The organism is Streptomyces sp. NPDC031418 (assembly GCF_055581605.1).
In genome coordinates this window covers 1-21758 of sequence record NZ_JBVIJC010000005.1, presented here as the reverse complement: position 1 = coordinate 21758, position 21758 = coordinate 1, and the positions used below count along the sequence as shown (strand labels likewise).

General features: G+C 74.2%; 20 protein-coding genes. 5 read left to right on the top strand and 15 right to left on the bottom strand.

Annotated features, from left to right (window positions below; genetic code table 11):
- Position 1: 1 nt before the first annotated feature.
- The 8 genes from ACZ5CZ_RS07855 to ACZ5CZ_RS07820 form a co-directional block, all read right to left on the bottom strand.
- Positions 2-427, bottom strand: a complete 426-nt coding sequence (locus ACZ5CZ_RS07855; RefSeq protein ID WP_385846275.1) for a cold shock domain-containing protein — start codon at positions 425-427, stop codon at positions 2-4.
- A 124-nt stretch (positions 428-551) separates the two neighbouring features.
- Entirely contained in the window at positions 552-1739 is a 1188-nt protein-coding gene (locus ACZ5CZ_RS07850; RefSeq protein ID WP_468940224.1) for a sensor histidine kinase, read from the bottom strand.
- Between the two features lie 133 nt (positions 1740-1872).
- A complete protein-coding gene (locus tag ACZ5CZ_RS07845; RefSeq protein WP_468940221.1) occupies positions 1873-3591 on the bottom strand; it encodes a sodium/solute symporter in 1719 nt (572 codons plus the stop codon).
- 31 nt (positions 3592-3622) lie between these two features.
- Entirely contained in the window at positions 3623-3865 is a 243-nt protein-coding gene (locus ACZ5CZ_RS07840) for a hypothetical protein (RefSeq protein WP_468940218.1), read from the bottom strand.
- A 229-nt stretch (positions 3866-4094) separates the two neighbouring features.
- Positions 4095-4922 (bottom strand): LytR/AlgR family response regulator transcription factor, encoded by an 828-nt coding sequence (locus ACZ5CZ_RS07835; RefSeq protein WP_468940215.1) that lies wholly within the window; start codon positions 4920-4922, stop codon positions 4095-4097.
- Positions 4923-5038: 116 nt separating this feature from the next.
- Positions 5039-5746, bottom strand: a complete 708-nt coding sequence (locus ACZ5CZ_RS07830; protein WP_468940212.1) for a B3/B4 domain-containing protein — start codon at positions 5744-5746, stop codon at positions 5039-5041.
- Positions 5747-5808: 62 nt separating this feature from the next.
- Positions 5809-5961, bottom strand: coding sequence for a hypothetical protein (locus ACZ5CZ_RS07825; protein WP_385846269.1), 153 nt, complete (start codon positions 5959-5961; stop codon positions 5809-5811).
- Positions 5962-5995: 34 nt separating this feature from the next.
- Positions 5996-6832 (bottom strand): EamA family transporter, encoded by an 837-nt coding sequence (locus ACZ5CZ_RS07820; RefSeq protein WP_468940208.1) that lies wholly within the window; start codon positions 6830-6832, stop codon positions 5996-5998.
- Positions 6833-6947: 115 nt separating this feature from the next.
- Between ACZ5CZ_RS07820 and ACZ5CZ_RS07815 the strand changes: the two genes are divergently transcribed.
- The gene (locus ACZ5CZ_RS07815) at positions 6948-7523 is read left to right on the top strand and encodes a helix-turn-helix domain-containing protein (RefSeq protein WP_468940205.1); all 576 of its coding nucleotides are present in this window, start codon (positions 6948-6950) and stop codon (positions 7521-7523) included.
- A 78-nt stretch (positions 7524-7601) separates the two neighbouring features.
- Here the strand turns inward: ACZ5CZ_RS07815 and ACZ5CZ_RS07810 are convergent, their stop codons facing one another.
- From ACZ5CZ_RS07810 to ACZ5CZ_RS07795, 4 genes are all read right to left on the bottom strand, one after another.
- The gene (locus ACZ5CZ_RS07810; protein ID WP_468940202.1) at positions 7602-9692 is read right to left on the bottom strand and encodes a xanthine dehydrogenase family protein molybdopterin-binding subunit; all 2091 of its coding nucleotides are present in this window, start codon (positions 9690-9692) and stop codon (positions 7602-7604) included.
- 28 nt (positions 9693-9720) lie between these two features.
- Positions 9721-10716, bottom strand: a complete 996-nt coding sequence (locus tag ACZ5CZ_RS07805; RefSeq protein ID WP_468940199.1) for an FAD binding domain-containing protein — start codon at positions 10714-10716, stop codon at positions 9721-9723.
- Entirely contained in the window at positions 10713-11261 is a 549-nt protein-coding gene (locus tag ACZ5CZ_RS07800) for a (2Fe-2S)-binding protein (protein ID WP_468940197.1), read from the bottom strand. Before ACZ5CZ_RS07800 ends, ACZ5CZ_RS07805 begins: the two co-directional genes overlap by 4 nt.
- A 99-nt stretch (positions 11262-11360) precedes the next feature.
- Positions 11361-13253 (bottom strand): ABC transporter ATP-binding protein, encoded by a 1893-nt coding sequence (locus ACZ5CZ_RS07795; RefSeq protein WP_468940731.1) that lies wholly within the window; start codon positions 13251-13253, stop codon positions 11361-11363.
- Between the two features lie 186 nt (positions 13254-13439).
- Here ACZ5CZ_RS07795 and ACZ5CZ_RS07790 point away from each other — a divergent pair, with 186 nt between their 5' ends.
- Positions 13440-14423, top strand: coding sequence for a lysylphosphatidylglycerol synthase transmembrane domain-containing protein (locus tag ACZ5CZ_RS07790; RefSeq protein WP_385846263.1), 984 nt, complete (start codon positions 13440-13442; stop codon positions 14421-14423).
- A gap of 640 nt (positions 14424-15063) precedes the next feature.
- Here the strand turns inward: ACZ5CZ_RS07790 and ACZ5CZ_RS07785 are convergent.
- Complete coding sequence (locus ACZ5CZ_RS07785) at positions 15064-16497, bottom strand: FGGY family carbohydrate kinase (RefSeq protein WP_468940194.1); 1434 nt, start codon at positions 16495-16497, stop codon at positions 15064-15066.
- 257 nt (positions 16498-16754) lie between these two features.
- On the opposite strand from ACZ5CZ_RS07785, the gene ACZ5CZ_RS07780 reads away from it, so the two are divergent.
- The 3 genes from ACZ5CZ_RS07780 (at position 16755) to ACZ5CZ_RS07770 (ending at position 20585) form a co-directional block, all read left to right on the top strand.
- The gene (locus ACZ5CZ_RS07780) at positions 16755-17741 is read left to right on the top strand and encodes a hypothetical protein (RefSeq protein ID WP_385846261.1); all 987 of its coding nucleotides are present in this window, start codon (positions 16755-16757) and stop codon (positions 17739-17741) included.
- 42 nt (positions 17742-17783) lie between these two features.
- Positions 17784-19316: an amino acid permease gene (locus ACZ5CZ_RS07775; protein ID WP_450784084.1), complete on the top strand. Its 1533-nt coding sequence runs from the start codon at positions 17784-17786 to the stop codon at positions 19314-19316.
- Positions 19317-19502: 186 nt separating this feature from the next.
- A complete protein-coding gene (locus ACZ5CZ_RS07770; protein ID WP_385846259.1) occupies positions 19503-20585 on the top strand; it encodes a mechanosensitive ion channel family protein in 1083 nt (360 codons plus the stop codon).
- A 73-nt stretch (positions 20586-20658) separates the two neighbouring features.
- Here the strand turns inward: ACZ5CZ_RS07770 and ACZ5CZ_RS07765 are convergent, their stop codons facing one another.
- Both ACZ5CZ_RS07765 and ACZ5CZ_RS07760 read right to left on the bottom strand, forming a co-directional pair.
- The gene (locus ACZ5CZ_RS07765; protein ID WP_468940189.1) at positions 20659-21090 is read right to left on the bottom strand and encodes a DUF7144 family membrane protein; all 432 of its coding nucleotides are present in this window, start codon (positions 21088-21090) and stop codon (positions 20659-20661) included.
- A gap of 58 nt (positions 21091-21148) precedes the next feature.
- On the bottom strand, positions 21149-21580 hold the full coding sequence (locus ACZ5CZ_RS07760; RefSeq protein ID WP_385846257.1) for an SHOCT domain-containing protein: 432 nt from the start codon (positions 21578-21580) through the stop codon (positions 21149-21151).
- Between the last annotated feature and the right edge of the window lie 178 nt (positions 21581-21758).

Below are 21758 nucleotides of genomic sequence, written 5' to 3'. Positions count from 1 at the left end.
GTCAGGCGCTCAGCCAGCCCTTGCCGCGGGCCAGTTCGAGGACGCAGCCGCGGATCTGCCGGATCTGCGCGGCGGTCAGCGAGTCGACCGACTCGACCAGCGCCTCGGTCAGTTCGGTACGGAACAGGGCGGCGCTCGTGGCCTCCCCGGGCGCCTGGAAACGGGCGGCGACCGGCTCCTCCGCCAGGACGGGACGGCTGGGCAGCCGATTCGGGGACGGCTGGTAGACCAACCGGATCTGCGAGGCCTTCGGGCCCTTGTCCCCCATCTCCAGATGGAACTCGACCTCGCTGCCCTCACGGTAGAGGTACTTCTCGTCCAGCAGGTCGTTCGCGTGCATGAACACGTCCTCGCCCGGCTCCGACGGGGCGATGAACCCGTACCCCCGGACCTCGTCGAAACGCAGCACCTTGCCGGTCATCAGCACAGCCCACACACCTCCAGCAACAACACCAGTACAGCCGAGACGGCCCGCGCGCGGACGTCTCGCGAGCGAACCTACACACCTTCGGCCGCGGATACGAGCCCGGACCTGCGCGGCCCCGGGCCGGTCAGGGCGGCGGTGCCTGGATCCCGGGGCGGAACTTCGGGACCCGGACCGTGATCTTGGTGCCGGCGCCGACGCCGGTCTCGATGACCAGGCCGTGGTCGTCGCCGTACACCTGGCGCAGCCTGCGGTCCACGTTCCGCAGGCCGATGCCGGTCGCCGGACCGGCGGTGCCCGCCAGGACGGCGCGCAGGTGTTCCGGTTCCATGCCGACGCCGTTGTCCTCGATGACGACGCGGGCCTCGGTGCCCTCGTCCTCGGCGGCGATCGTGATGCTGCTGCGCTCGACGGACTCCTCCAGACCGTGTTTGAGGGCGTTCTCCACCAGGGGCTGGAGACACAGGAAGGGCAGGGTCACGGGCAGCACCTCGGGCGCGATGCGCAGGGTGACCCGCAGGCGGCGGCCGAAGCGGGCGCGGGCGAGTTCCAGGTACTGCTCGATGGAGCGCAACTCCTCGGCGAGGGTGGTGAAGTCGCCGTTGCGGCGGAAGGAGTAGCGGGTGAAGTCGGCGAACTCCTGGAGGAGTTCACGGGCGCGCTCGGGGTCGGTGCGGACGAAGGAGGCGATGCTCGCGAGGGAGTTGTAGATGAAGTGCGGGGAGATCTGCGCGCGCAGGGCCCGTACCTCCGCCTCGTGGGCGCTGGACCGGGCCCGGTCCAGACCGGCGAGGTCCAGCTCCACGGCGAGCCTTCGGGCGACCTCCTCGGCGGCCCTGAGGGCGGCGGCGGACTCGGTGCCGGTGAACACGGCGAGCGCGCCCGCGGTTTCGCCGTCGGCCGCGAGCGGCACCAGGGCGCCCCAGCGGACGGCGCACTCCTCGGTGGCGCAGGACAGCGTGAAGCCCCGGGGGCGGAGACCGTGGGCGAGCTGCGCCGTGAGCTGATCGCGGTGGTGTTCGGCGGCGCCGTCCCAGGCGAGCACCGCCGATCCGTCGGTCAGTGCGAGGGCGGGCACCCCCAGCAGCGGGCGGAGCCGGCGGGCCGCTCTGCGCGCGGTCTCCTCGGTCAGACCGGCCCGCAGCGGAGCGGCGGCGAGCGCGGCGCCGTGCAGGGCGTGCGCGACGGCACGCAGCCCGTCGGCACCGGCCGTGTGCTCCGACTGCCGCCGGGCGGCGGCGTGCCCGAGCGCGGCCCCCAGCGCGAACAGGGCCAGCCCCGTCAGCACCAGCCCCGCGGTGACGAGCACGGTCATGGGCGACACGCTCACCCGGACCCCCCGCGCCCGCGCCATGGGGCCGGCACGGGTGTGTCCCGCTGCGCTGCGTCGGCCGGCACCGGCGGATGCCGTGGCGGAGGGGCGGCGGTGGGCATGCGGGCACTCCTTCTCAGGGGAGGGGCTCGGGCTGGTGCAGGCGGGTCATGGTGGCGGCGGTGCCGGGCGGAACGCGGTGCCGGGTGGCCAGGGACGTCACGATCATGGCCGTGAAGCCGACCGGGACCGACCACACCGCGGGCCAGGCCAGCAGCGTGTGCAGCCAGCCCGAACGGGCGATACCGGCGATGGTGGCCGTCACCGCGGTGAACGCCGACCCGCCGCCCAGCAGGAGCCCGGCGATGGCGCCCGCCGGAGTGAGGCCGCGCCACCAGATGCCGAGGACGAGCAACGGACAGAACGAGGACGCCGAGACGGCGAAGGCCAGCCCGACCGCGTCGGCCACGGGCAGATCGCCGACCAGCGCGCCCGCGACGGTGGGCACCGCGATCGCGGGCACGGTGGCGAGCCGGAAGTGCCGCACATGCCGGATGCCCAGGCTGGGCAGCACGTCCTGGGCGAGCACCCCGGCCACGGACATGGTGAGCCCGGCGGCGGTGGACAGGAACGCCGCGCACGCCCCGCCGGCCACCAGCGCGCCCAGCAGATCGCCCGCGGCCCCGCCCACCAGACGCCCGGGCAGGACCAGGACGGCCGCATCGGTGTCGCCCGTGAGGAGCAGGTCGGGGGCATACAGGCGGCCCAGCAGGCCGTACAGCGGGACCAGCACATAGAACGCGCCCAGCAGGGCCAGCACGATCACGGTGGTGCGGCGGGCGGCGCGGCCGTCGGGGTTGGTGTAGAAGCGGACGACGACATGCGGCAGGCCCATGGTGCCGAGGAAGGTGGCGAGAATCAGCCCGTAGGTGGCGTAGAGGCTGTGCTGCGCGCGGTCCGCCGAAAGCGGGTTGCCCCAGCTGGTGGGCGCGGTGTCGTGGGGCGGGCGGTCCGGCAGGGGGACCTCGGCTCCGGCCGGGAAGCGCAGGGCCGTGCCGGTGCCGATGCGGTGGCGGCCCGCGGGCAGGGTGAGGGAACTGCCGTGCAGGGCCCGGCCGTCGACGGTTCCGGAGGCGGTCACCCGGACCGGCCGGCGCACGGTCAGGGTGAGCGGCCGGTCGACGCGCACCTCGGTGGAACGGTGGAACAGGGGCCGCTCGTCCCAGGAGGGGGCCGGGGTCCGGTCGGCGCGCCAGGCGAGCAGCAGGAACGCTATGGGCACCAGCAGGGCGGTGAGTTTCAGCCAGTACTGGAAGGCCTGGACGAAGGTGATGCTGCGCATGCCTCCGGCGGCCACGGCCACGGTGACCACGCCCGCGACGACCAGCCCGCCGAGCCAGCCGGGCAGACCGGTGAGCAGCCGCAGGGTCAGTCCGGCGCCGCTCAGCTGGGGCAGCAGATAGAGCCAGCCGACGCCGACGACGAGCACACCGGCGACCCGGCGGACGGCCCGGGACTCCAGCCGGGCCTCGGCGAAGTCGGGCAGGGTGTAGGCGCCGGAGCGGCGCAGCGGGGCGGCGACGAAGGCGAGCAGGACCAGGAATCCGGCTGTGTAGCCGATGGGGAACCACAGCATGTCGACGCCCTGTGCGAGGACGAGCCCGGCGACGCCGAGGAAGGAGGCGGCGGACAGGTACTCGCCGCTGACGGCACAGGCGTTGAGCCGGGGCGCGACGGTGCGCGAGGCGACGTAGAAGTCGGAGGTGGTGCGGGAGATCCGCAGGCCGAGCGCGCCGACGAGGACCGTGGCGAGGACCACGGCCGTGACGCCCGCGATGCCGTACGTCTGGTTCAAGGGCGGGTCCCGGCGGGTGCGCGGCGCATGGTCAGGGGCGCTCCGCCGGGGCGGCAGAACGGATCTCGTTGCGTTCGGCCCGGCGCACGTACCAGGCGCCGATGGCCAGCAGGGCCGGGTACGGCGCGACGCCCAGCAGCAGCCAGACGGCGAGCGGGACCCGGGGGGAGGCGTCGGCGGCGGCCGGCAGCAGCCGCAGCAGAACCGGGAGCAGGCCGAGCAGGACGGCCAGTGCGGCCGACACGGCGATCGCCGGCCGGAGTTGACGTCTCATCAGGTCGTCCACGCCGGGCCGGGACGCGGGGGCCGTGGGGTGCGGCGCGCCGGGCACACCGTCCGGTGTGTGCAGTGTGTGCGGCCGTCCGGTGACCACCTCTCTGCGAGGGACGGACTCCGCACCCATCACGCTCTCCCCGACGCCGCGGTGATCACCTTGTGTGCGGCGAGTGTACGCAGAGCGCCACCGCCGGCACAGCCGCCGTACGAGAATCGCTACACGTCCGTCACCTCGACGCGGTGCCGTCCGCGCGGCGGGCCCGGCCCGCCGCGTGGCTGGCCAGCAGGTCCCGCAGTTCGCGGGCGTTGCGGCGGCTGACGGCGAGCACCCGGTCGCCGATCCGGACGGTCACGTTGCCGCCGTCCAGGCGGAGTTCCTCGATCCGGCCGAGGGCGACGAGGCGGCTGCGGTGGATCCGGACGAACCCGTGCGGGCGCCACTGCTCCTCCAGCGCGGTCAGCGGGACGCGCACCAGATGGCTGCCGTCGCCGGTGTGCAGCCGCGCGTAGTCGCCCTGCGCCTCGACGTAGGTGATGTCCGCGATGGGCACGAACCGGGTGACGCCGCCGAGTTCGACGGGGACGTGGTCGCCGCGGCCGGGTCCGGGCGCGGGAGCGGGGCCGGTCCGGGTCAGCTCGGCGACCCGCCGTACGGCCTCGGCGAAGCGCTCCTTGCGCAGGGGCTTGAGCAGGTAGTCGACGGCCTTGAGGTCGAAGGCGCGGACGGCGAAGTCCTCGTGGGCGGTGACGAAGACGATCAGCGGCGGGTCCGCGAACCCGCCGAGCAGCGCGGCCAGTTCGAGTCCGTTGAGGCCGGGCATGTCGATGTCGAGGAAGACGACGTCGACGCGTTCGGTGCCGTCCGGGCCCGCCGCCACGGCCCGGCTCAGCCGGCGCAGCGCCTCGGTCGCCGAGGAGGCGGGCACGACACCGCCGACCCGGGGGTCCTCGCCCAGCAGGTACAGCAGTTCCTCGAGCGCGGGTTCCTCGTCGTCCACCGCGAGCACCCGCAGCCGGTCGCCCTGTGCCTGCGCCCACCGGCCGGTCGCGCTCATACCGGCAACTCCCTTCCCCGTCGACCGTGTGCATGGTGCCGCCCCCGGCCGCCGCCGTCGAGGCCACCTGCGCGGTCCGCGTGCGGGCGCGTGACCGGGGCCGCAGTGGCGCGGGGTCAGACGGTGGCGGTGGGCTGTGCCGGGCCGAGGTAGTGCACGGTACTCGTCTCGCAGTGCGGCTGGAGCAGGGTCAGCAGGTCGTCGGCCGCGGTCTTGAGCAGGTGCCCGTCGCGGGCGGCGGCGACGGTCTCCAGGACGAAGGCGACCCGGGTGGAGTCTTCGGTGACGCGGGTGCGGTGCGCGTCGCGGTGGTTCCAGTGCCGGGTGAGCACGTCGGTGGTGTCGGTGTAGATGATCTCGCCCGGCCTGGGGTTCTCGACCGTGTCGGGTTCGCCGAGCGGGGTGAAGGTCTCGGTGCCGTCGGCAGGGCGGATCTCTACGGCACCGGTGACCTGGTCCAGGTCGAAGGCGCCGGCGGGCAGACCGTGGCGGACGGAGACGGCGTTGTAGGAGTCGACGGCCGGGTTGATGCGGGGCAGGGTGCCCCTCTTGGCGAGGCGGCGGCCGAGGGCGTCGACGCTGGGGCGGATGCGGCGGGGGTTGGTGCCGAAGGAGCGGTAGGCGGTGTGCCAGGCCTCGATGCGCGGGTCGCTCTCGTCGGCGGGCTGCCAGGCGCCGGCGGCGAGCTGCTCTTCCAGCTCCTGGAGGGCGGCGGTGGTGGCGGGCCAGGGTTCGTGGCCGCGCAGGCCGACGGCGGTGACGACGGCGATCAGGGTGTCGGGGAAGGCGTCCACGACGGCGGGGCTGATGCGGAAGGTGGTCACAGGGGGTCCGTTCCGGGAAGGGGCGGGCGGGGAAGGGAGGGCGCGTCAGGGCTTCCAGGTCTCTATACGGTCGAGACGGCGTCGTTGCCGCGCAGCAGCTCGGCCTCGGCCTCGCGCTCGGGATCGTCGCCGATCGTGGCCTGGCAGGTGAACGTAGGAGCCGGGCGGGACGTCGGCGCCCGGCCGGGCAGGCCGTTGACGCTGAGGATGAACATGCGCGGTTTCCTCCGGGCGGGGGCGGGGGCGGGGTCAGGCGAGGGCGAGCAGGCTGACGGCGACGGCGGCCGCGCCCAGGCCGATCAGCTGTCCGCGGTGGATGCGCTCGGCGAGCACGCTGCGGGCGAGCAGGACGGTGCCGGCCGGGTACAGGGCGGTGATCACGGCGACGACGGCCAGGTCGCCGCCGCGGGCGGCGAGCAGGAACAGCAGGTTGGCCACCGAGTCCAGCACGCCGGCCGTCGCCGAGATGGCGTACGCCGGCTTCTCCGGGCCCAGCCGCCGGTACAGCAGCCCGGCCGCGGCCAGGGTGACAGCCGAGGACACGGCGCGGCCGACGATGAGCGGGCCGACGCCGCTGTCGGAGGGAGCCTGGTGCAGGAAGACGAGCTGAAGGGCGATGGCGGCCCCGGCGCCGAGGGCGAGCAGCAGCGCGGTGCGCGACGGGCGGGCCGACTTCGCCCCGTGTCCGGCGCTGACCAGCACCACCGCCGCCAGCGCCAGCGGCAGGCCGGTCAGGCCGGCCGGCCCCAGCTGCTCGCCCTGCACCAGCCCGACCGCGACCGGCAGCATCGCCGAGACCAGCGCGGTGACCGGGGACAGGACGTTCATCGGGCCGATCGCGAGCGTGCGGTACAGCAGGGCGAACGCGGCCGCCGACGCCACCCCGGACGCGGCGCCCCACGCGAGGGTGGCGGGGGCGAAGGAGGCGTCGAGGAAGGGCCACAGCAGCAGTTCGACGGTGAGCGAGGCCGGGGCGGCGATCAGCACGGTGCGCAGCACGTGGGCCTCGCGGGCGCCCAGACCACCCAGGAAGTCGGCGCATCCGTAGGCCAGCGAGCTGCCCAGGGCCAGCAGCAGAGCGATCACGGCACATCCCTTACCATCAATGGAACGACCACACCGTACAACGCACCGACCGCCATCCGTCAACTGAACGACCGCGTGGTGCAGTCCACTGAACCGCCCTGGAGGGGTGAGAGCGATGACCGGGACCGAGGCGGCCCTGCGGACGCTGGCGCACAACGTTCGCGCGGCCCGCACCCGCGCCGGGCTGTCCCTGGACGAACTCGGCCGCCGCGCCAAGGTGAGCAAGGGTGCCCTGGTCGCCCTCGAGAAGGCCCAGGGCAACCCGAACTTCGCCACCCTGGTCCGCCTCGCCGACACCCTCGGCGTCTCCGTCTCGGCCCTGATGGAGGGCCGGGCCGAGGAACGCGTCCGGGTGGTGAGCGCCGACGCCGTCCCGCCTCTGTGGAAGGGGGAGCACGGCAGCGAGGCCCGGCTCATGCTGACCACCGGCGGCCCGGCGGCCACCGAGGTCTGGCGCTGGACCCTGGAGCCCGGCGAGGAGTACCCCAGCCACCCCCACCAGGCGGGCGTGACCGAAACGGTCAGCGTCACCGCCGGGCGGATGGTGCTCGTGGTCGACGGCGCCGAGTACCCGGTCACGGCGGGACAGACGGCGACGTTCGACGGCGACACCGCCCACACCTACCGTGGCGCGGGCACCGGGACCTGCCATCTGATCATGACGGTGCACCTGCCGCCCGGCCCGGCGTGACGCCCCAACAGATCGAAGGCGGGTTAGCCCCCCGACACCCAGGCCCGCCCTCCCGTACCACGCTCCTCCGGCCGGCCCTCACCCCTCGGACAGCAGCGCCGTGAGGATCCGGTCCGGGGTCAGGGGCAGGTCGCGGAACCGGATGCCGGTGGCGTGGTGCACGGCGTTGCCGAGGGCGGCGGCCGTGCCGACGATGCCGATCTCGCCGATGCCCTTGCTGCCCATGGGGTTGAGATGGGGGTCGTCCTCGTCCACCCAGTAGGCCTCGACGTCGGGCACGTCCGCGTGGGCGGGCACATGGTAGGAGGCGAGGTCGGCCTCCGGGAAGTCGCCGAACGCCCGGTCCAGGGTGCTGTGTTCGGTGAGGGCCATGCCCAGACCCATGATCATGCCGCCGACGAACTGGGAGCGGCCGGTACGGGCGTTGAGGATCCGCCCGGCGGCGAAGACGCCGAGCAGCCGCCGCACCCGGATCTCGCCGGTCACCGTGTCGACGGCGACCTCGGCGAAGTGCGCGCCGAAGGCGTGCCGGGCGTAGGGGCTGTCCGCGTCGGCGATGCCGTTGGTGTCGGCGCGCGCGGTGACTCCCTCGGGCGGCGGCGGGCCGGTGAGCCGGGCCGCGAGGTCGGTGCACGCCTGGTGCACCGCCCAGCCCCAGGACGCGGTGCCCATGGAGCCGCCGGCCAGCCATGCCGAGGGCAGGTCGCTGTTCCCGATCTCGATGCTCACCCGGCCGAGGGGCACGCCGAGGGCGTCGGCGGCGATCTGCGCGAGCACGGTCCGGGCGCCGGTTCCGATGTCGGTGGCGTTGGTCCGTACGACGAAGCTGCCGTCGGCGCGGGCCTCGGCCGTGGCGGTGGCCGGGACGGCCGAGGCCGGGTAGGTGGCCGCGGCCACCCCGGTGCCGATCAGCAGCGGGCCCTCGCGGCGGGTGCCGGGGTGCGGGTCGCGGTCGGCCCAGCCGAAGCGGCGGGCTCCCTCGCGCAGGCACTCCACCAGGTGCCGGCTGCTGAACGGCCTGTCGCTGCCGGGCTCCCGGTCCGGTTCGTTGGCGACCCGCAGCTCCACCGGGTCCATGCCGAGCGCGTCGGCGAGTTCGTCCATCGCCGACTCCAGGGCGTACATGCCGGGAGCCTCGCCGGGGGCGCGCATCCAGGACGGTGTGGGCACGTCCAGGGGGACGACCCGGTGGGCGCTGAGCAGGTTCTCGGTGGCGTACATGACGCGGGCCGGCACCGCGGCCTGCTCCACGAACTCCTTGACCCGGGAGGTGTAAGTGGTCGCCTCGTGCAGCAGGGCGGTGAGCCGGCCGGTGCGGTCCGCGCCGAGCCGCAGCCGCTGGAGGGTGGGCGCGCGGTGGCCGACGGTGACGGGCAGATACCGGCGGGGCCAGGCGACGGTGACCGGGCGGCCGGTGCGGCGCGCCGCCAGCACGGCGAGCACGACGTCGGGGCGGGGCGTGCCCTTGGAGCCGAAGCCGCCGCCGACGTGCTCGGTGACGACGGTGATCTGCTCTTCGGGCAGCTCGAACATCTCGGCGAGCACGGAGCGGACGGTCGTACCGCCCTGGCTGGAGGTGTGGACGGTGAGCCGGTCCCCGTCCCAGTGGGCGGTGCTGGTGTGCGGCTCCATGGGGTGGTTGTGCAGCGTGGGCACCCGGTAGACGGCGTCGACCCGGACCTCGGCGGCGGCGAAGGCGGCCTCCGGGTCGCCCTGCTCCACCCGGCCGGGATAGCCGGCGTTGGCCTCCTCCGGCTCGAAGGCGTCCGGGTGATCGGGGTCCAGGACGGCGTCGTGGGGTTCGGTGGCGTAGGTGACGCGGACCGCCCGGGCCGCGGCGCGGGCCGTCTCCAGGGTGTCGGCGACGGCCAGCGCCACGCACCAGCCCCGGTGCGGCACGTCCGGCCCCCGCAGTACGGCGAGGGTGGCGTCCTCCGGCTCGGCGAGGCGCGCCGCGTCGCCGGGGGTGAGGACGGCGAGGACGCCGGGCAGCGCGAGGGCGGCGGAGGTGTCCACGGCCGCGACCCGGCCACGGGCGACCGCGGCGGGCACCGGCCAGCCGTAGGCGCGGCCGGGCTGCGGGTACTCGGCGGCGTAGCGGGCGGCGCCGGTGACCTTCTGCCGTCCTTCCCGCCGCTCGGCGGGGGCGCCCAGGGCAGTTCCGGTCATGGGTTCCTCCCGGGGTGGGCCGGCCGGCTCAGACGCCGGCGGGCGTGGGGGCGAGGCGGTTGAGGACGTCCAGGGCGAGGTTGTGGGCCAGGGGCACCTTGTAGGCGTTGTCGCGCAGGGGCTCGGCGTGGTCGAGTTCCAGGTCGACGGCTCCCTCGAAGGCGGCCGGCGTGGCGGGAGCGCCGTGCAGGGCCCGTTCGGCGTGGCGGGCCTTCCAGGGCCGGTGGGCGAGGCCGCCGAAGGCGAGTCCGACGTGCTCGACGGTCCCGTCCGTCACCCGCAGCACGACGGCGACGGAGGCGAGCGCGAAGGCGTACGACGCCCGGTCCCGGGCCTTGCGGTAGGCGGAGGGGGCACCGGCGGGGGCGGCCGGGAGCAGCACGCCGGTGATCAGCTCGCCGGGGCGGATCTCGGTGTCCCGCTCCGGGTGGTCGCCGGGCAGCCGGTGGAAGTCGGCCACCGGGACGGTGCGGGGGCCCTCGGTGCCGTACAGCTCGACCTGGGCGTCCAGGGCGGCGAGGGCGACAGCCAGGTCGGAGGGGTGGGTGGCGATGCAGTGCGCGGAGTGGCCGAGGACGGCGTGGTCGCGGTGGACGCCCTCCCGGGCGCCGCAGCCGCTGCCCGGCTCGCGCTTGTTGCAGGGCTTGTCCAGGTCCTGGAAGTAGGGGCAGCGGGTGCGCTGGAGCACGTTGCCGCCGGTGGTGGCGGCGTTGCGCAGCTGCCCGGAGGCGCCGGCCAGGAGGGCCTGGGACAGCACCGGGTAGCGGTCGCGGACCCGGGGGTCGGCGGCGAGGTCGCTGTTGCGGACGGTGGCGCCGACCCGCAGCGCCCCGTCGGACAGTTCCTCGACGGTGTCCAGCGGCAGCCGGTTCACGTCGATGAGGACGGCGGGGCGTTCCACGCCGAGTTTCATCAGGTCGACCAGGTTGGTGCCGCCGGCCAGGAAGCGGGCGCCGGGGTGGGCGGCGCAGGCCTCGACGGCCTCCTGGACGGTGGCGGGCCTGAGGTATCCGAAGCCGTTCACGGGATCACGTCCTCCACCGCCTCCACGATGCGCGGATAGGCGCCGCAGCGGCACAGGTTGCCGCTCATGCGCTCCCGGATCTCGGACCGGTCCAGCGGGACGGGCCGGCCGGAGGGGGCCGCGGGGTCGGTGACCTGGGAGGGGTGGCCGGCCCGGGCCTCGGCGATCATGCCCACGGCGGAGCAGAGCTGTCCCGGGGTGCAGTAGCCGCACTGGAAGGCGTCGCGGTCCAGGAAGGCCCGTTGCAGCGGGTGCGGCCCCTCGCCGTCGCCGCCGAGGCCCTCGACGGTGGTGATCTCGCTGCCGTCGAGGGCGACGGCGAGCAGCAGACAGCTGTTGAGCCGGCGGCCGTCGACCAGCACGGTGCAGGCGCCGCACTGGCCGTGGTCGCAGCCCTTCTTGGACCCGGTGAGACCGAGGTCCTCGCGCAGCAGGTCCAGCAGGACGCGCCGGTGGTCGACGAGCAGTGTGTGCGGTTTCCCGTTCACCCTGAGGGTGACCTCGGAGTGGTGGGAGCGGTGGCCGGACTGGTGTTCGCTGGTCATGGCATGGATTCCCCGTCCCGTCAGGCGTGCTGCCGTACGACCGCGTATCCAGACCCGCGGTGCTCACACGTCGGGAGGGGTGATCCGGACGTCCGGGGCTCAGATCGCCGCCGCCTCCCCCGCCGGCTCGGCCGGCTCGCGCTGGGCGAACTGCGTCCGGTACAGCTCGGCGTAGCGTCCGTCCGCCGCCAGCAGCTCCTCGTGCGTGCCGCGTTCCGCGATCCGGCCCGCCTCCACCACCAGGATCTGGTCGGCGGCCCGCACGGTGGACAGGCGGTGGGCGATCACCACGGCGGTGCGCCCCTCCAGGGCCTCGGTGAGGGCCTCCTGCACGGCCGCCTCGGAGGTGTTGTCCAGGTGTGCGGTGGCCTCGTCCAGGATGACCACGCGCTGCCGGGCCAGCAGCAGCCGGGCGATGGTCATGCGCTGGCGCTCCCCGCCGGAGAGCCGGTAGCCGCGCTCGCCGACGACCGTGTCCAGGCCGTCGGGCAGGGACCGTACGACCTCGGCGAGGCGGGCGCGTTCCAGGGCGTCCCACAGCTCGGCGTCCGACGCGTCGGGCCGGGCCAGCAGCAGGTTGGCGCGGACGCTGTCGTGGAACAGGTGACCGTCCTGGGTCACCATGCCGAGGGTGCCGCGCAGCGAGGCGGCGGTCAGGTCCCGGACGTCGACGCCGCCGATCCGGACGGCGCCGGAATCGACGTCGTACAGGCGCGGCAGCAGCTGGGCGATGGTGGACTTGCCGGCGCCGGAGGAGCCCACGAGGGCGACGGTCTGGCCGGGTTCGGCGCGGAAGGAGATGCCGTGCAGGACCTCGGTGCCGCCCCGGGTGTCGAGCGCGGCGACCTCCTCCAGGGAGGCCAGCGAGACCTGGTCGGCCGCGGGGTAGCCGAAGCGGACGTCGTCGAACTCGACGGCGACCGGGCCCTCGGGCGCCGGGACCGCGTCCGGCTTCTCCTCGATCAGCGGCTTCAGGTCCAGCACCTCGAAGACCCGCTCGAAGCTGACCAGGGCGCTCATCACCTCGACCCGGGCCCCGGCGAGCGCGGTCAGCGGGGCGTACAGGCGGGTCAGCAGCAGGGCGAGGGAGACGACGGCGCCCGGCTGGAGGGTGCCGTGCAGCGCGAACCAGCCGCCGAGGCCGTAGACGAGGGCCAGGGCGAGGGCGGAGACGAGGGTGAGGGAGGTGATGAAGACGGACTGGGCGGTGGCCGTGCGGACGCCGATGTCCCGGACCCGGGCGGCGCGGGCCGCGAACTCGTCCGACTCCTCCTCGGGGCGGCCGAACAGCTTGACCAGGGTGGCGCCGGGGGCCGAGAAGCGCTCGGTCATCCGGGTGCCCATGGCCGCGTTCAGCGCCGCCGCCTCCCGCTGCATCCGGGCCATCCTGCTGCCCATGCGGCGCGCGGGCAGCACGAACACCGGCAGCAGGACGAGCGCGAGCAGGGTGATCTGCCAGGACAGGGTGAGCATCACGGCGAGCGTGAGCAGCAGCGTGACCAGGTTGCTCACCACGCCGGACAGGGTGTTGGCGAAGGCGCGCTGGGCGCCGATCACGTCGTTGTTGAGACGGCTGACCAGCGCTCCCGTACGAGTCCGTGTGAAGAACGCGACGGGCATGCGCTGCACATGATCGAACACAGCCGTTCTGAGATCGAGGATGAGTCCCTCCCCGAGCGTCGCCGACAGCCGCCGGCCGAGGATGCCGAGCCCTGCCTCGGCGAACGCGACGAGGGCGATGAGCAGGGAGAGCCGGATCACCCTGCCGGAGTCGTGCCCCGCCACGATCGCGTCGACGACGCGGCCGGCGAGCACGGGGGTGGCCACGGCGAGGAGTGCCGTCACCACCCCGAGCAGGACGAACCGGACGATGCCCGCGCGGTGCGGGCGGGCGAAGGCGGCGATGCGGCGCAGTGTGGCGCGGGCGAGGGGACGGCGGTCTGCCTGCGCGTTCATCACGCTGTGCAGCTGCGTCCAGGCGGTGGTCTCCATGCTCATGGGAGAGAACGTAGAACCTCAAGCATCGTTGAGGTCAATGTTCCTGCCTTTTCACCCCGCCCGGCGACCGCGCCCGTGCAGGCCCCGACTCTCGCGAAGGCCCCGATGACCCCCGTCTGTAAGCCGCCGTCCCCGCTGCTGCCACCCGCCGTTGGCGCGGCCGGGAGAACCTCTGCGGATATGACCGCCGTCCCGCTCCCTCCGCTGCCGCCGCTGTCCCGGGGACGACTCCCCCGTCGCGTCCCGCTGCGCCAGGTGCTGTGCCTGCTGCCGGTCCTGCTGGTCGCCGTGGCCGCCGTACGGAACCGCTCGGTGCTCGCCGAGGGCTTCGGCCAGCTGCGTACCGCCTCCTGGCCGTGGCTGCTGGCCGCGGCCGGCGCGACCTGTCTGACCTGGGTGGCGGCCGCGTGCACCCGGCAGGGCGCGGTGGTGCAGCCGCTGCCGAAGGGGCGGCTGCTGGCCACCCAGTTCGCGGCGGCCGCCGCCAACCATCTGCTGCCGACCGGGCTCGGCGCGAGCGCGGTGAACCTGCGATTCATGACCGTGTGCGGGGTGCCGCTCGCCCGTTCCTCGGCCGCGCTCGCCCTGTATCTGCTCGCCGAGTGCGTGGGCCGGCTGGGTCTGCTGGCCACGCTGCTGATCGCCTTCCCGGACGCGCTGCGGCTCGGCCCGCTGCTCCCGGGCGGGTCGGCGCTCCCGCTGCTGCTCGGCGCGGCCGGTCTGCTGGCGGGCGGGGCGGCCGCCCTGGCCTGGGTACGACCGCTGCGCCGGCGCGTCTCGGGGTTCGTGCGGGACGCCCTCGGCGAGGCGCGCTCGGTGCACACCCGGCCGGTCCGGGCGCTGGCCCTGTGGGGCGGCTCGCTGGCCTTCCCGGCGCTCCAGGCGGCCGGTCTGGCGGCGGTCGGCCAGGCGCTGCGGCTGCCGGTGCCGCCCGCGCACATGGTGCTCGCCTATCTCGCCGCCACGGCCGCGGTGGCGCTGGTACCCACGCCGGGCGGCCTGGGCTCGGTCGAGGCGTCACTGATCGTGGCGCTGGTCGCGGTGGGCGGTCCGGTGGCGGTGGCCACGGCGGTGGTCCTGGCCTACCGGATCATCACGGTGTGGCTCCCCCTGGTGCCAGGCGCGCTGACGCTGGGGGCACTGGTCCGGCTGAAGGTGATCTGAGGCGCAGAACGGCTCCGCCGGGCGGGCGCGACCAGCCCCGCCGGGCTGGCGCTTGGCGGTGGTCCTGGCCTACCGGATCATCACGGTGTGGCTCCCCCTGGTGCCGGGCGCGCTGACGCTGGGGGCACTGGTCCGGCTGAAGGTGATCTGAGGCGCAGAACGGCTCCGCCGGATGGACGCGACCAGCCCCGCCGGCCGGCATTCCGGACGCCTCCGTCGCTCCCCTGTCCCCGCCCAGCAGGTGAGAGACCGCCGCCGAGACCCCGACCGGCCGCCGGAGCAGATCCGCCTGCGCCTGCATGAGCAGCGCGGAACGGGTCAGCCCGCCGTCCACACGGAGCACCCCCAGCAGGCCGCCCAGGTCGGCATACGGCTCCGCCGGATGGACGCGACCAGCCCCGCCGGACCGGCGATCCGGACGCCGGCCGTCCCCCTCTCCCCGGCTCAGCATCGTCCGCGCGAAGTGCCTCCGGCGGGCCGCCCAGGTCGGCGTGCGGCTCCCACGGACCGGCGCTCCGGTCCGCGACCGTGTCCCTCTCCCCCGCTCCGGACACCGGCCGTTGCCCCGGCCCCCGCTCCGGACACCAGCCGTCGCCCCCGGCCCCCGCTCCCCACGCCGCCGTCGCCCCCTATCCCCCGCTCAGCCCCCGCCCAGCATGGAAGCGACCGCCGCCCGGAAAGCCGCCCGGCGTTCCTCCGCCGTCTCCGGCGGGATGCGCGGCTCGTACACCGCGGCCGGCTTCCACTCGGGCAGCGCCTCCTCGATGCTCAGCCCGTCGGCGGCCCCCACCCGGGCCAGGGCCGCCGCGCCCAGGGCCGTGGCGTCGGCGAGTGCCGAGACCTCCACCGGGCGCTGGAGCAGATCCGCCTGCGCCTGCATGAGCAGCGCGGAACGGGTCAGCCCGCCGTCCACGCGGAGCACCTCCAGCGGGCCGCCCAGGTCGGCCGCGGCGGCGTCCGCGAGTTCGGCGACCTGGGCGGCGAGCCCCTCGCACAGGGCGCGCACCAGGTGCCCGGCGGTGGTGTCGAGGCCGAGGCCGGTGAGCGAGCCGCGCAGGTCGCCGCGCCACCAGGGGGCGGCGAGCCCGGCGAGGGCGGGGACGAAGGTGACGCCGCCGCTGTCGGCGACCGAGCCGCCGACCCGGTCGAGGTCGGCCGCGGAGGCGAGGACACCGAGGTCGGTGAGCCAGCGGACGGCGGACGCGGCCGTGTACACCTGGCCGTCCAGGCAGTAGCCGGTGGCTCCGGCCAGCCGCCAGGCCACGCAGCCGACCAGGCCGGAGGCGCTGCGCAGCGGGCGCTCGCCGGTGTGGGCGAGCAGGAACGCCCCGGTGCCGTAGGTGCACTTGGCCGCCCCCGGCGCGGTGACGCGCTGGGCGAGCAGGGCGGCCTGCTGGTCGACGATCAGTCCGGTGAGCGGGATCTCCCGGCCGAACGCCGTGGTCGTACCGACCGGCTGGGCGACGTCGGTCACCTCGGGGAGGCGTTCACCGGTCAGGCCGTACAGGTCGAGGGCGCGCGGGGACCACTCGGTGTCGTCGAGGCCGAGCAGCTGGGTGCGGCCGGCGGTGGCGGCGTCGGTGGCGAAGGCGCCGGTGAGGCGGTGGACCAGCCAGGCGTCGGAGGTGGTGACGACGCCGTCGCGGGTGAGGTGACGGCGAATCCAGGCCATCTTGGGCGCGGCGAAGTACGGGTCCAGCGGGAGCCCGGTGAGGTGGTGCAACTCCTCGGCGTGCTCGGCGAGTTCCTCGCACACGGTGGCGGCGCGCCGGTCCTGCCACACCAGAGCGTCGGTGAGCGGGCGGCCGGTGCCGGGGTCCCAGGCGAGGACGGTCTCGCCCTGGTTGGCCAGGCCCAGCGCGACGACGTCCTCCCCCGCCGCGGCGAGCGCCTGCCGGCCGGCGTCGAGGACCGAGGCGTACAGCTCGGCCGGGTCCACCTCGACCAGGCCGCCGGGCAGGTGGCGCGGCCGTACCTCGGCGAAGCCGGTGCCGAGCACACCGCGGTCCGGGCAGACGACGAGCGCCTTGGTGCCGGACGTGCCCTGGTCGACGGCGAGCACCGGCCCGGTCATCGCGTCCTCCCGCACTTCGCTGTGAAGATCACCGCGTCAGCCTGCCGCCGTGCCGCGCCCAGCGTCAAGCGCTACTGACGGGTTATCAACTCACATGGCTGGTTAGTTGAGTTGATAACAATGGCGGGGTTCCGGCGACCCCTCTATAGTGACCGCCGACCAGGACCAGGAACATCACGAACACCGCCCAGGGGAGGGCTGTTGCCACGTCACCCCGCCGCCTCGCCCGCGCCCCCGGGCCACGGGGCCGACGGCTGATGGCCAGGGAAGGAGCACGCCTCTCCTACGACCCCGCGGGCCCCGACCACGCCCTGCGCGCCGCGCTCCAGGAGCTGCGCACCGGCCGCTGGATGGCCATGCGCGCGCTGCTCGCGGAGACCACGCGGGGCTGGGAGTGGACCCGGCGCACCCAGGTCCTCGCGACCGTCGCGGCCGGCAGCGACGTGGTGCGGGCCTGGCTCACGGAGGAACCGGACAGCGTCCACGCGGCGGTGATGCAGGCCCGGGTGGGGGTCGAGCGGGCGCTGCGGGCGCAGCGCGAACGGCACCGCCGTACCCACGAGTTGTGGATCGAGGCCTGGGACGCCGCGCAGACGGCCACCCGCATCGCACCGCGGGACCCGGTGCCCTGGATATGCCTGCTGGCGCTGGCCCAGCTCGATCCGGAGCAGCGCTGGGAGGAGCACCGGGCCGCGCCGCCCGGGCCGCTGCTGCCGCCGGGTCCGTGGGGGCTGCTGGCCGAGGCGCACGCCCGCGACCCGTACAACCGTGAGGCCCACCACCGGATGCTCCAGTTCCTGTACGCGCGCGGCGGCTCGGACCGGCTCACGGAGGCCGCCGGCTACGCCCAGTGGGCCGCCGCCGAGGCCCCGCCGGGTTCCGCGGTGCATCTGCTGCCGCTGTACGTCCGGGTCGAGCGCTACCGCCGGAGCAGCGGGTACGACGCGGCGCTCGATCTGCACTGGGTGGCCGACGACGCGACCCGCGAGGCACGGCACGGGCTGCGTTCCTGGTTCGACCGGGCGCCGCACGCCGAGGCCTCGCCGCTGGACCTCAACCACCTCGCGCACGCCCTGTGGGGTGCGCTGCTCTTCCCGGACGCGGCCCGGGTGTTCGAGGCGATCGGCCCCTATGTCACCCCCGCGCCCTGGATGTACCGCACCCCGGACCGGGGCCGTGCCGTGGAGGTCTTCACCCAGGCCCGGGACCGCTGCCGGGCGGCCGCCGACGACCCCCGTCCGTGAACTCCCCCTGATCGCAGGCCCCTTGACTCCGGAGGTTTCCGCATGTCCCCCCGCACTTCCGACCCCGTGCCCGCCTCGGGGCCGCCGCCCCAGGACGAGGAGCAGCGGCTGCGCGAACTCGGCTACCAGCCGGTGCTGGCCCGCCGGATGGGCGGCTTCGGCAACTTCGCGATCAGCTTCTCGGTGATCTCGATCCTGTCCGGCTGCATGACCCTGTACGGCTTCGGCCTGAACACCGGCGGGCCCGCCGTGATGCTGTGGGGCTGGGCGGGGGTCGGCCTGTTCGTCCTGTGCGTCGGGCTCGCGCTCGCCGAGGTCACCAGCGCCTATCCGACCTCCGGCGCCCTGTACTACATGGCCGACCGGCTCGGCGGGCGCCGCTGGGGCTGGTACACGGGCTGGCTGAACCTGCTCGGCCTGCTCGGCGCGATCGCCGGCATCGACTACGGCGCCGCGCTGTTCACCGGCGCTTTCGCCAACCTGCGGTGGGGCTTCACGCCGACACCGGGCCGGACCATGCTGATCTTCTGCGCCATCCTGCTGCTGCACGCCGTGCTGAACCTGTTCGGGGTCCGCCTGGTCAGCCTGCTCAACTCGGTCAGCGTGTGGTGGCATCTGGCGGGTGTCGCCCTGATCGTCGGCGCGCTCGCCATCGTCCCCGACCACCACCAGTCGCCGTCCTTCGTCTTCGGGAAGTTCGCCAACGAGACCGGCTGGCACAACCCCCTCTACGTGGCGGCGATCGGGCTGCTGCTCGCGCAGTACACCTTCTCCGGCTACGACGCCTCCGCCCATCTGTCCGAGGAGACCTCGCGTGCCTCGGTGGCCGCCGCGCGCGGCATCGTCCGGTCCATCTGGGTCTCCTGGCTCGCGGGCTTCGTCCTGCTCGCCGGGCTGACCTTCGCCATCCAGGACTACGACGCCACCCGCACCACCGCCACCGGGGTGCCGCCCGCGCAGATCCTGCTCGACGGCCTCGGCACGAACGGCGCGAGCGCGCTGCTGCTCGTCGTGATCATCGCCCAGCTGTTCTGCGGGAACGCCGAAGTCGCCGCGGCCAGCCGGATGGTGTTCGCGTTCAGCCGGGACCGCGCGCTGCCCGGCTCCCACCTGTGGCGCACGGTCAGCGGCCGCACCCAGACCCCGGTGGCCGCCGTATGGCTGTCGGTGGTCGTGGCCGGCGTCCTCGCGCTGCCGTCGCTGTACTCGTCGACCGCGTACAACGCGGTGACCGCCATCAACGTCATCGGCATCACCCCCGCCTACGCCATCCCGGTACTGCTGCGGCTGCGCGCCGGGGACCGGTTCCGGCCGGGTCCGTGGCACCTGGGCCGCTGGAGCCGGCCGGTCGGCTGGATCGCCGTGGTCTGGGTGGCGTGTGTGACGGTGCTGTTCTGTCTGCCGCAGTCCTCGCCGGTCACGGTCGACACGATGAACTACGCGTCGCTGGCGCTCGCCGTGGTCCTGGTCCTCGCCAGCGTCTGGTGGTACGTGGCCCGCCGGTCGTACGGCACCCCCACCGCCGCCTATGGCAGCGGCCGCGACCAGGAGGAACTCGCGGAGGGCATCATCTGAGCGGCTGTCCGGCAAGCGCCGGTCCGGGTGCGAACTGGTGTGCCGGATACGGCAGGATGAGCGATCGCGCCGGTCACCGGAGTTCCGGGCCGGCGCGATCGCACATCCCGGACATCGAGCAGGTGACACCGTGACGAGACTTCACACCAGGCTCCCCGCAGCCGCTCCGCGCCTCGGAGGTGACCGGTGAACCGCGCCCTGACCCTGGACGACCTGGTCCTCGCCGGCATCGCCCTGGCCGCGGGCCTGCTGCTCGCCTTCCTCTCCCGGGCGGTGCTGCGGTGGCTCGCCAAGCACGCCAAGCGGACCCGCTGGAGCGGCGACGACGTCATCGTGGACGCGCTGCGCTCGGTCGTGCCGTGGGCGGCGATCGCGGGCGGCGCGGCGGCGGCCGCGGCCGTGCTGCCGCTCACCCGGCCCGTCCAGCACCATGTGAACCAGATCCTCGAGGTCGGGGTCATCTTCGTGGTGACCCTGTCCGCCGCCCGGGTCATCGCCGGTCTGGTGCAGACGGTCACCCAGTCCCGCTCCGGCGTGGCCGGTTCGGCGACCATCTTCGTCAACATCACCCGGGTGCTGGTCCTCGCCATCGGCTTCCTGGTGGTGCTGCAAACCCTCGGCATCTCCATAGCGCCGCTGCTGACCGCCCTCGGCGTGGGCGGTCTGGCCGTCGCGCTGGCCCTCCAGGACACGCTCGCCAACCTCTTCGCGGGCGTCCACATCCTCGCCTCCCGGACCGTCCAGCCGGGCGACTACATCCGGCTGAGCAGCGGGGAGGAGGGCTATGTGGTGGACATCAACTGGCGCCAGACGACGGTCCGCCAGCTCTCCAACAACCTCGTGGTCATCCCCAACGGCCAGCTGGCGAAGGCCAACATGACCAACTACACCCGCCCCGAACAGCGGTTGACGGTGCTGGTCCAGGCGGGCGTGGGCTACGACGCCGATCTGGAGCACGTGGAGCGGGTCACGGCGGAGGTCGTCGCGGAGACCATGCGCGAGGTCGAGGGCGCCGTCGCGGAGCACGAGCCCGCGATCCGCTTCCACACCTTCGGCGACTCCCGCATCGGCTTCACGGTGGTCCTGGGCGTCGGCGAGTTCAGCGACCAGTACCGGATCAAGCACGAGTTCATCAAGCGTCTGCACCGGCGCTTCCAGCAGGAGGGCATCTCCGTCCCGGCCCCGACCCGTTCGGTCTCCCTCCAGCAGGGAGCGGTGGTGATCCCCCAGCAGCGGTCGGGCCAGGGCGTCGGCGGCGGAGCGGCCTGAAAACGTCGGCGGCCGGCAGGCCCCTTTCGGGGCCCGCCGGCGCGGGGCGACGGTGCCGGAGCTGCTCGTGCCGCTACGGGCTCTCGGCGAACTCGTCCCGCTGGACCACGCACAGGGCCCAGATGATGAAGCCGGACAGGGCGATCATCACCACGGACCACACCGGGTAGTACGGCAGGGAGAGGAAGTTGGCGATGATGACCAGCCCGGCGATGGTGATGCCGCCGACGCGTGCCCACAGCGACGGCTGGAACAGCCCGAAGCTGACCACCAGGGCGATCACGCCCAGCACCAGATGGATCCAGCCCCAGCTGGTGAGGTCGAACTTGAAGACGTAGTTGGGTGTCGTGACGAAGACGTCGTCCTGCGCGATCGCCATGATGCCGCGGAACACACCGAGCATCCCGGCGACCATCAGCATGACGCCCGCGAACATCGTGAGCCCGCCCGCCCACGCCTGCTTGGCGGAGGAGGTGTGGCCGTGGGTGTGGTGCGTCGTAGCCATGTGCATGCCTCGATTCACACGGGGCGCGGGTCAGCGCCCGTGAGGGGTGGGAAACGGACTACCGCTGCTGCGGTCCGGCGCCGCTGAGGACGAGTTCCTTCGCCCTGCGGAACTCCTCGTCGGTGATGTCACCGCGGGAGCGCATGTCGGAGAGCTTGCTGAGTTCGTCGGCGCTGCTGGGGCCGCCCCGGGCGGTCTCCCGGACGTAGGAGTCGAAGGCCTCCTGCCGGGTCCGCGCCTCGTTGATCTCCCGGGCGCCCATGCCCTTGCCGCGGGCGATCAGGTAGACGAAGACGCCCAGGAAGGGCAGCACGATCACGAAGAGCGTCCAGCCGGCCTTGGCCCAGCCGCTCAGGTCGTCGTCGCGGAAGATGTCGACGATGATCCGGAACAGCAGGATGAACCACATGATCCACAGGAAGAACACCAGCATGGTCCAGAAGGCGCTCAGCAGCGGATAGTCGTACGCGAGGTAGGTCTGTGCGCTCATGTCTCTTTCTCCGTCCGTGGCGCCGGCCCGCCGGGTTCACCAAGCCGGTCCGTGACGCTCTCAGCGTGCACACGCCGAGGGCCGGGGGGGGGGGGGGGGGGGGGGGGGGGGGGGGGGGGGGGGGGGGGGGGGGGGGGGGGGGGGGGGGGGGGGGGGGGGGGGGGGGGGGGAGGAGGAG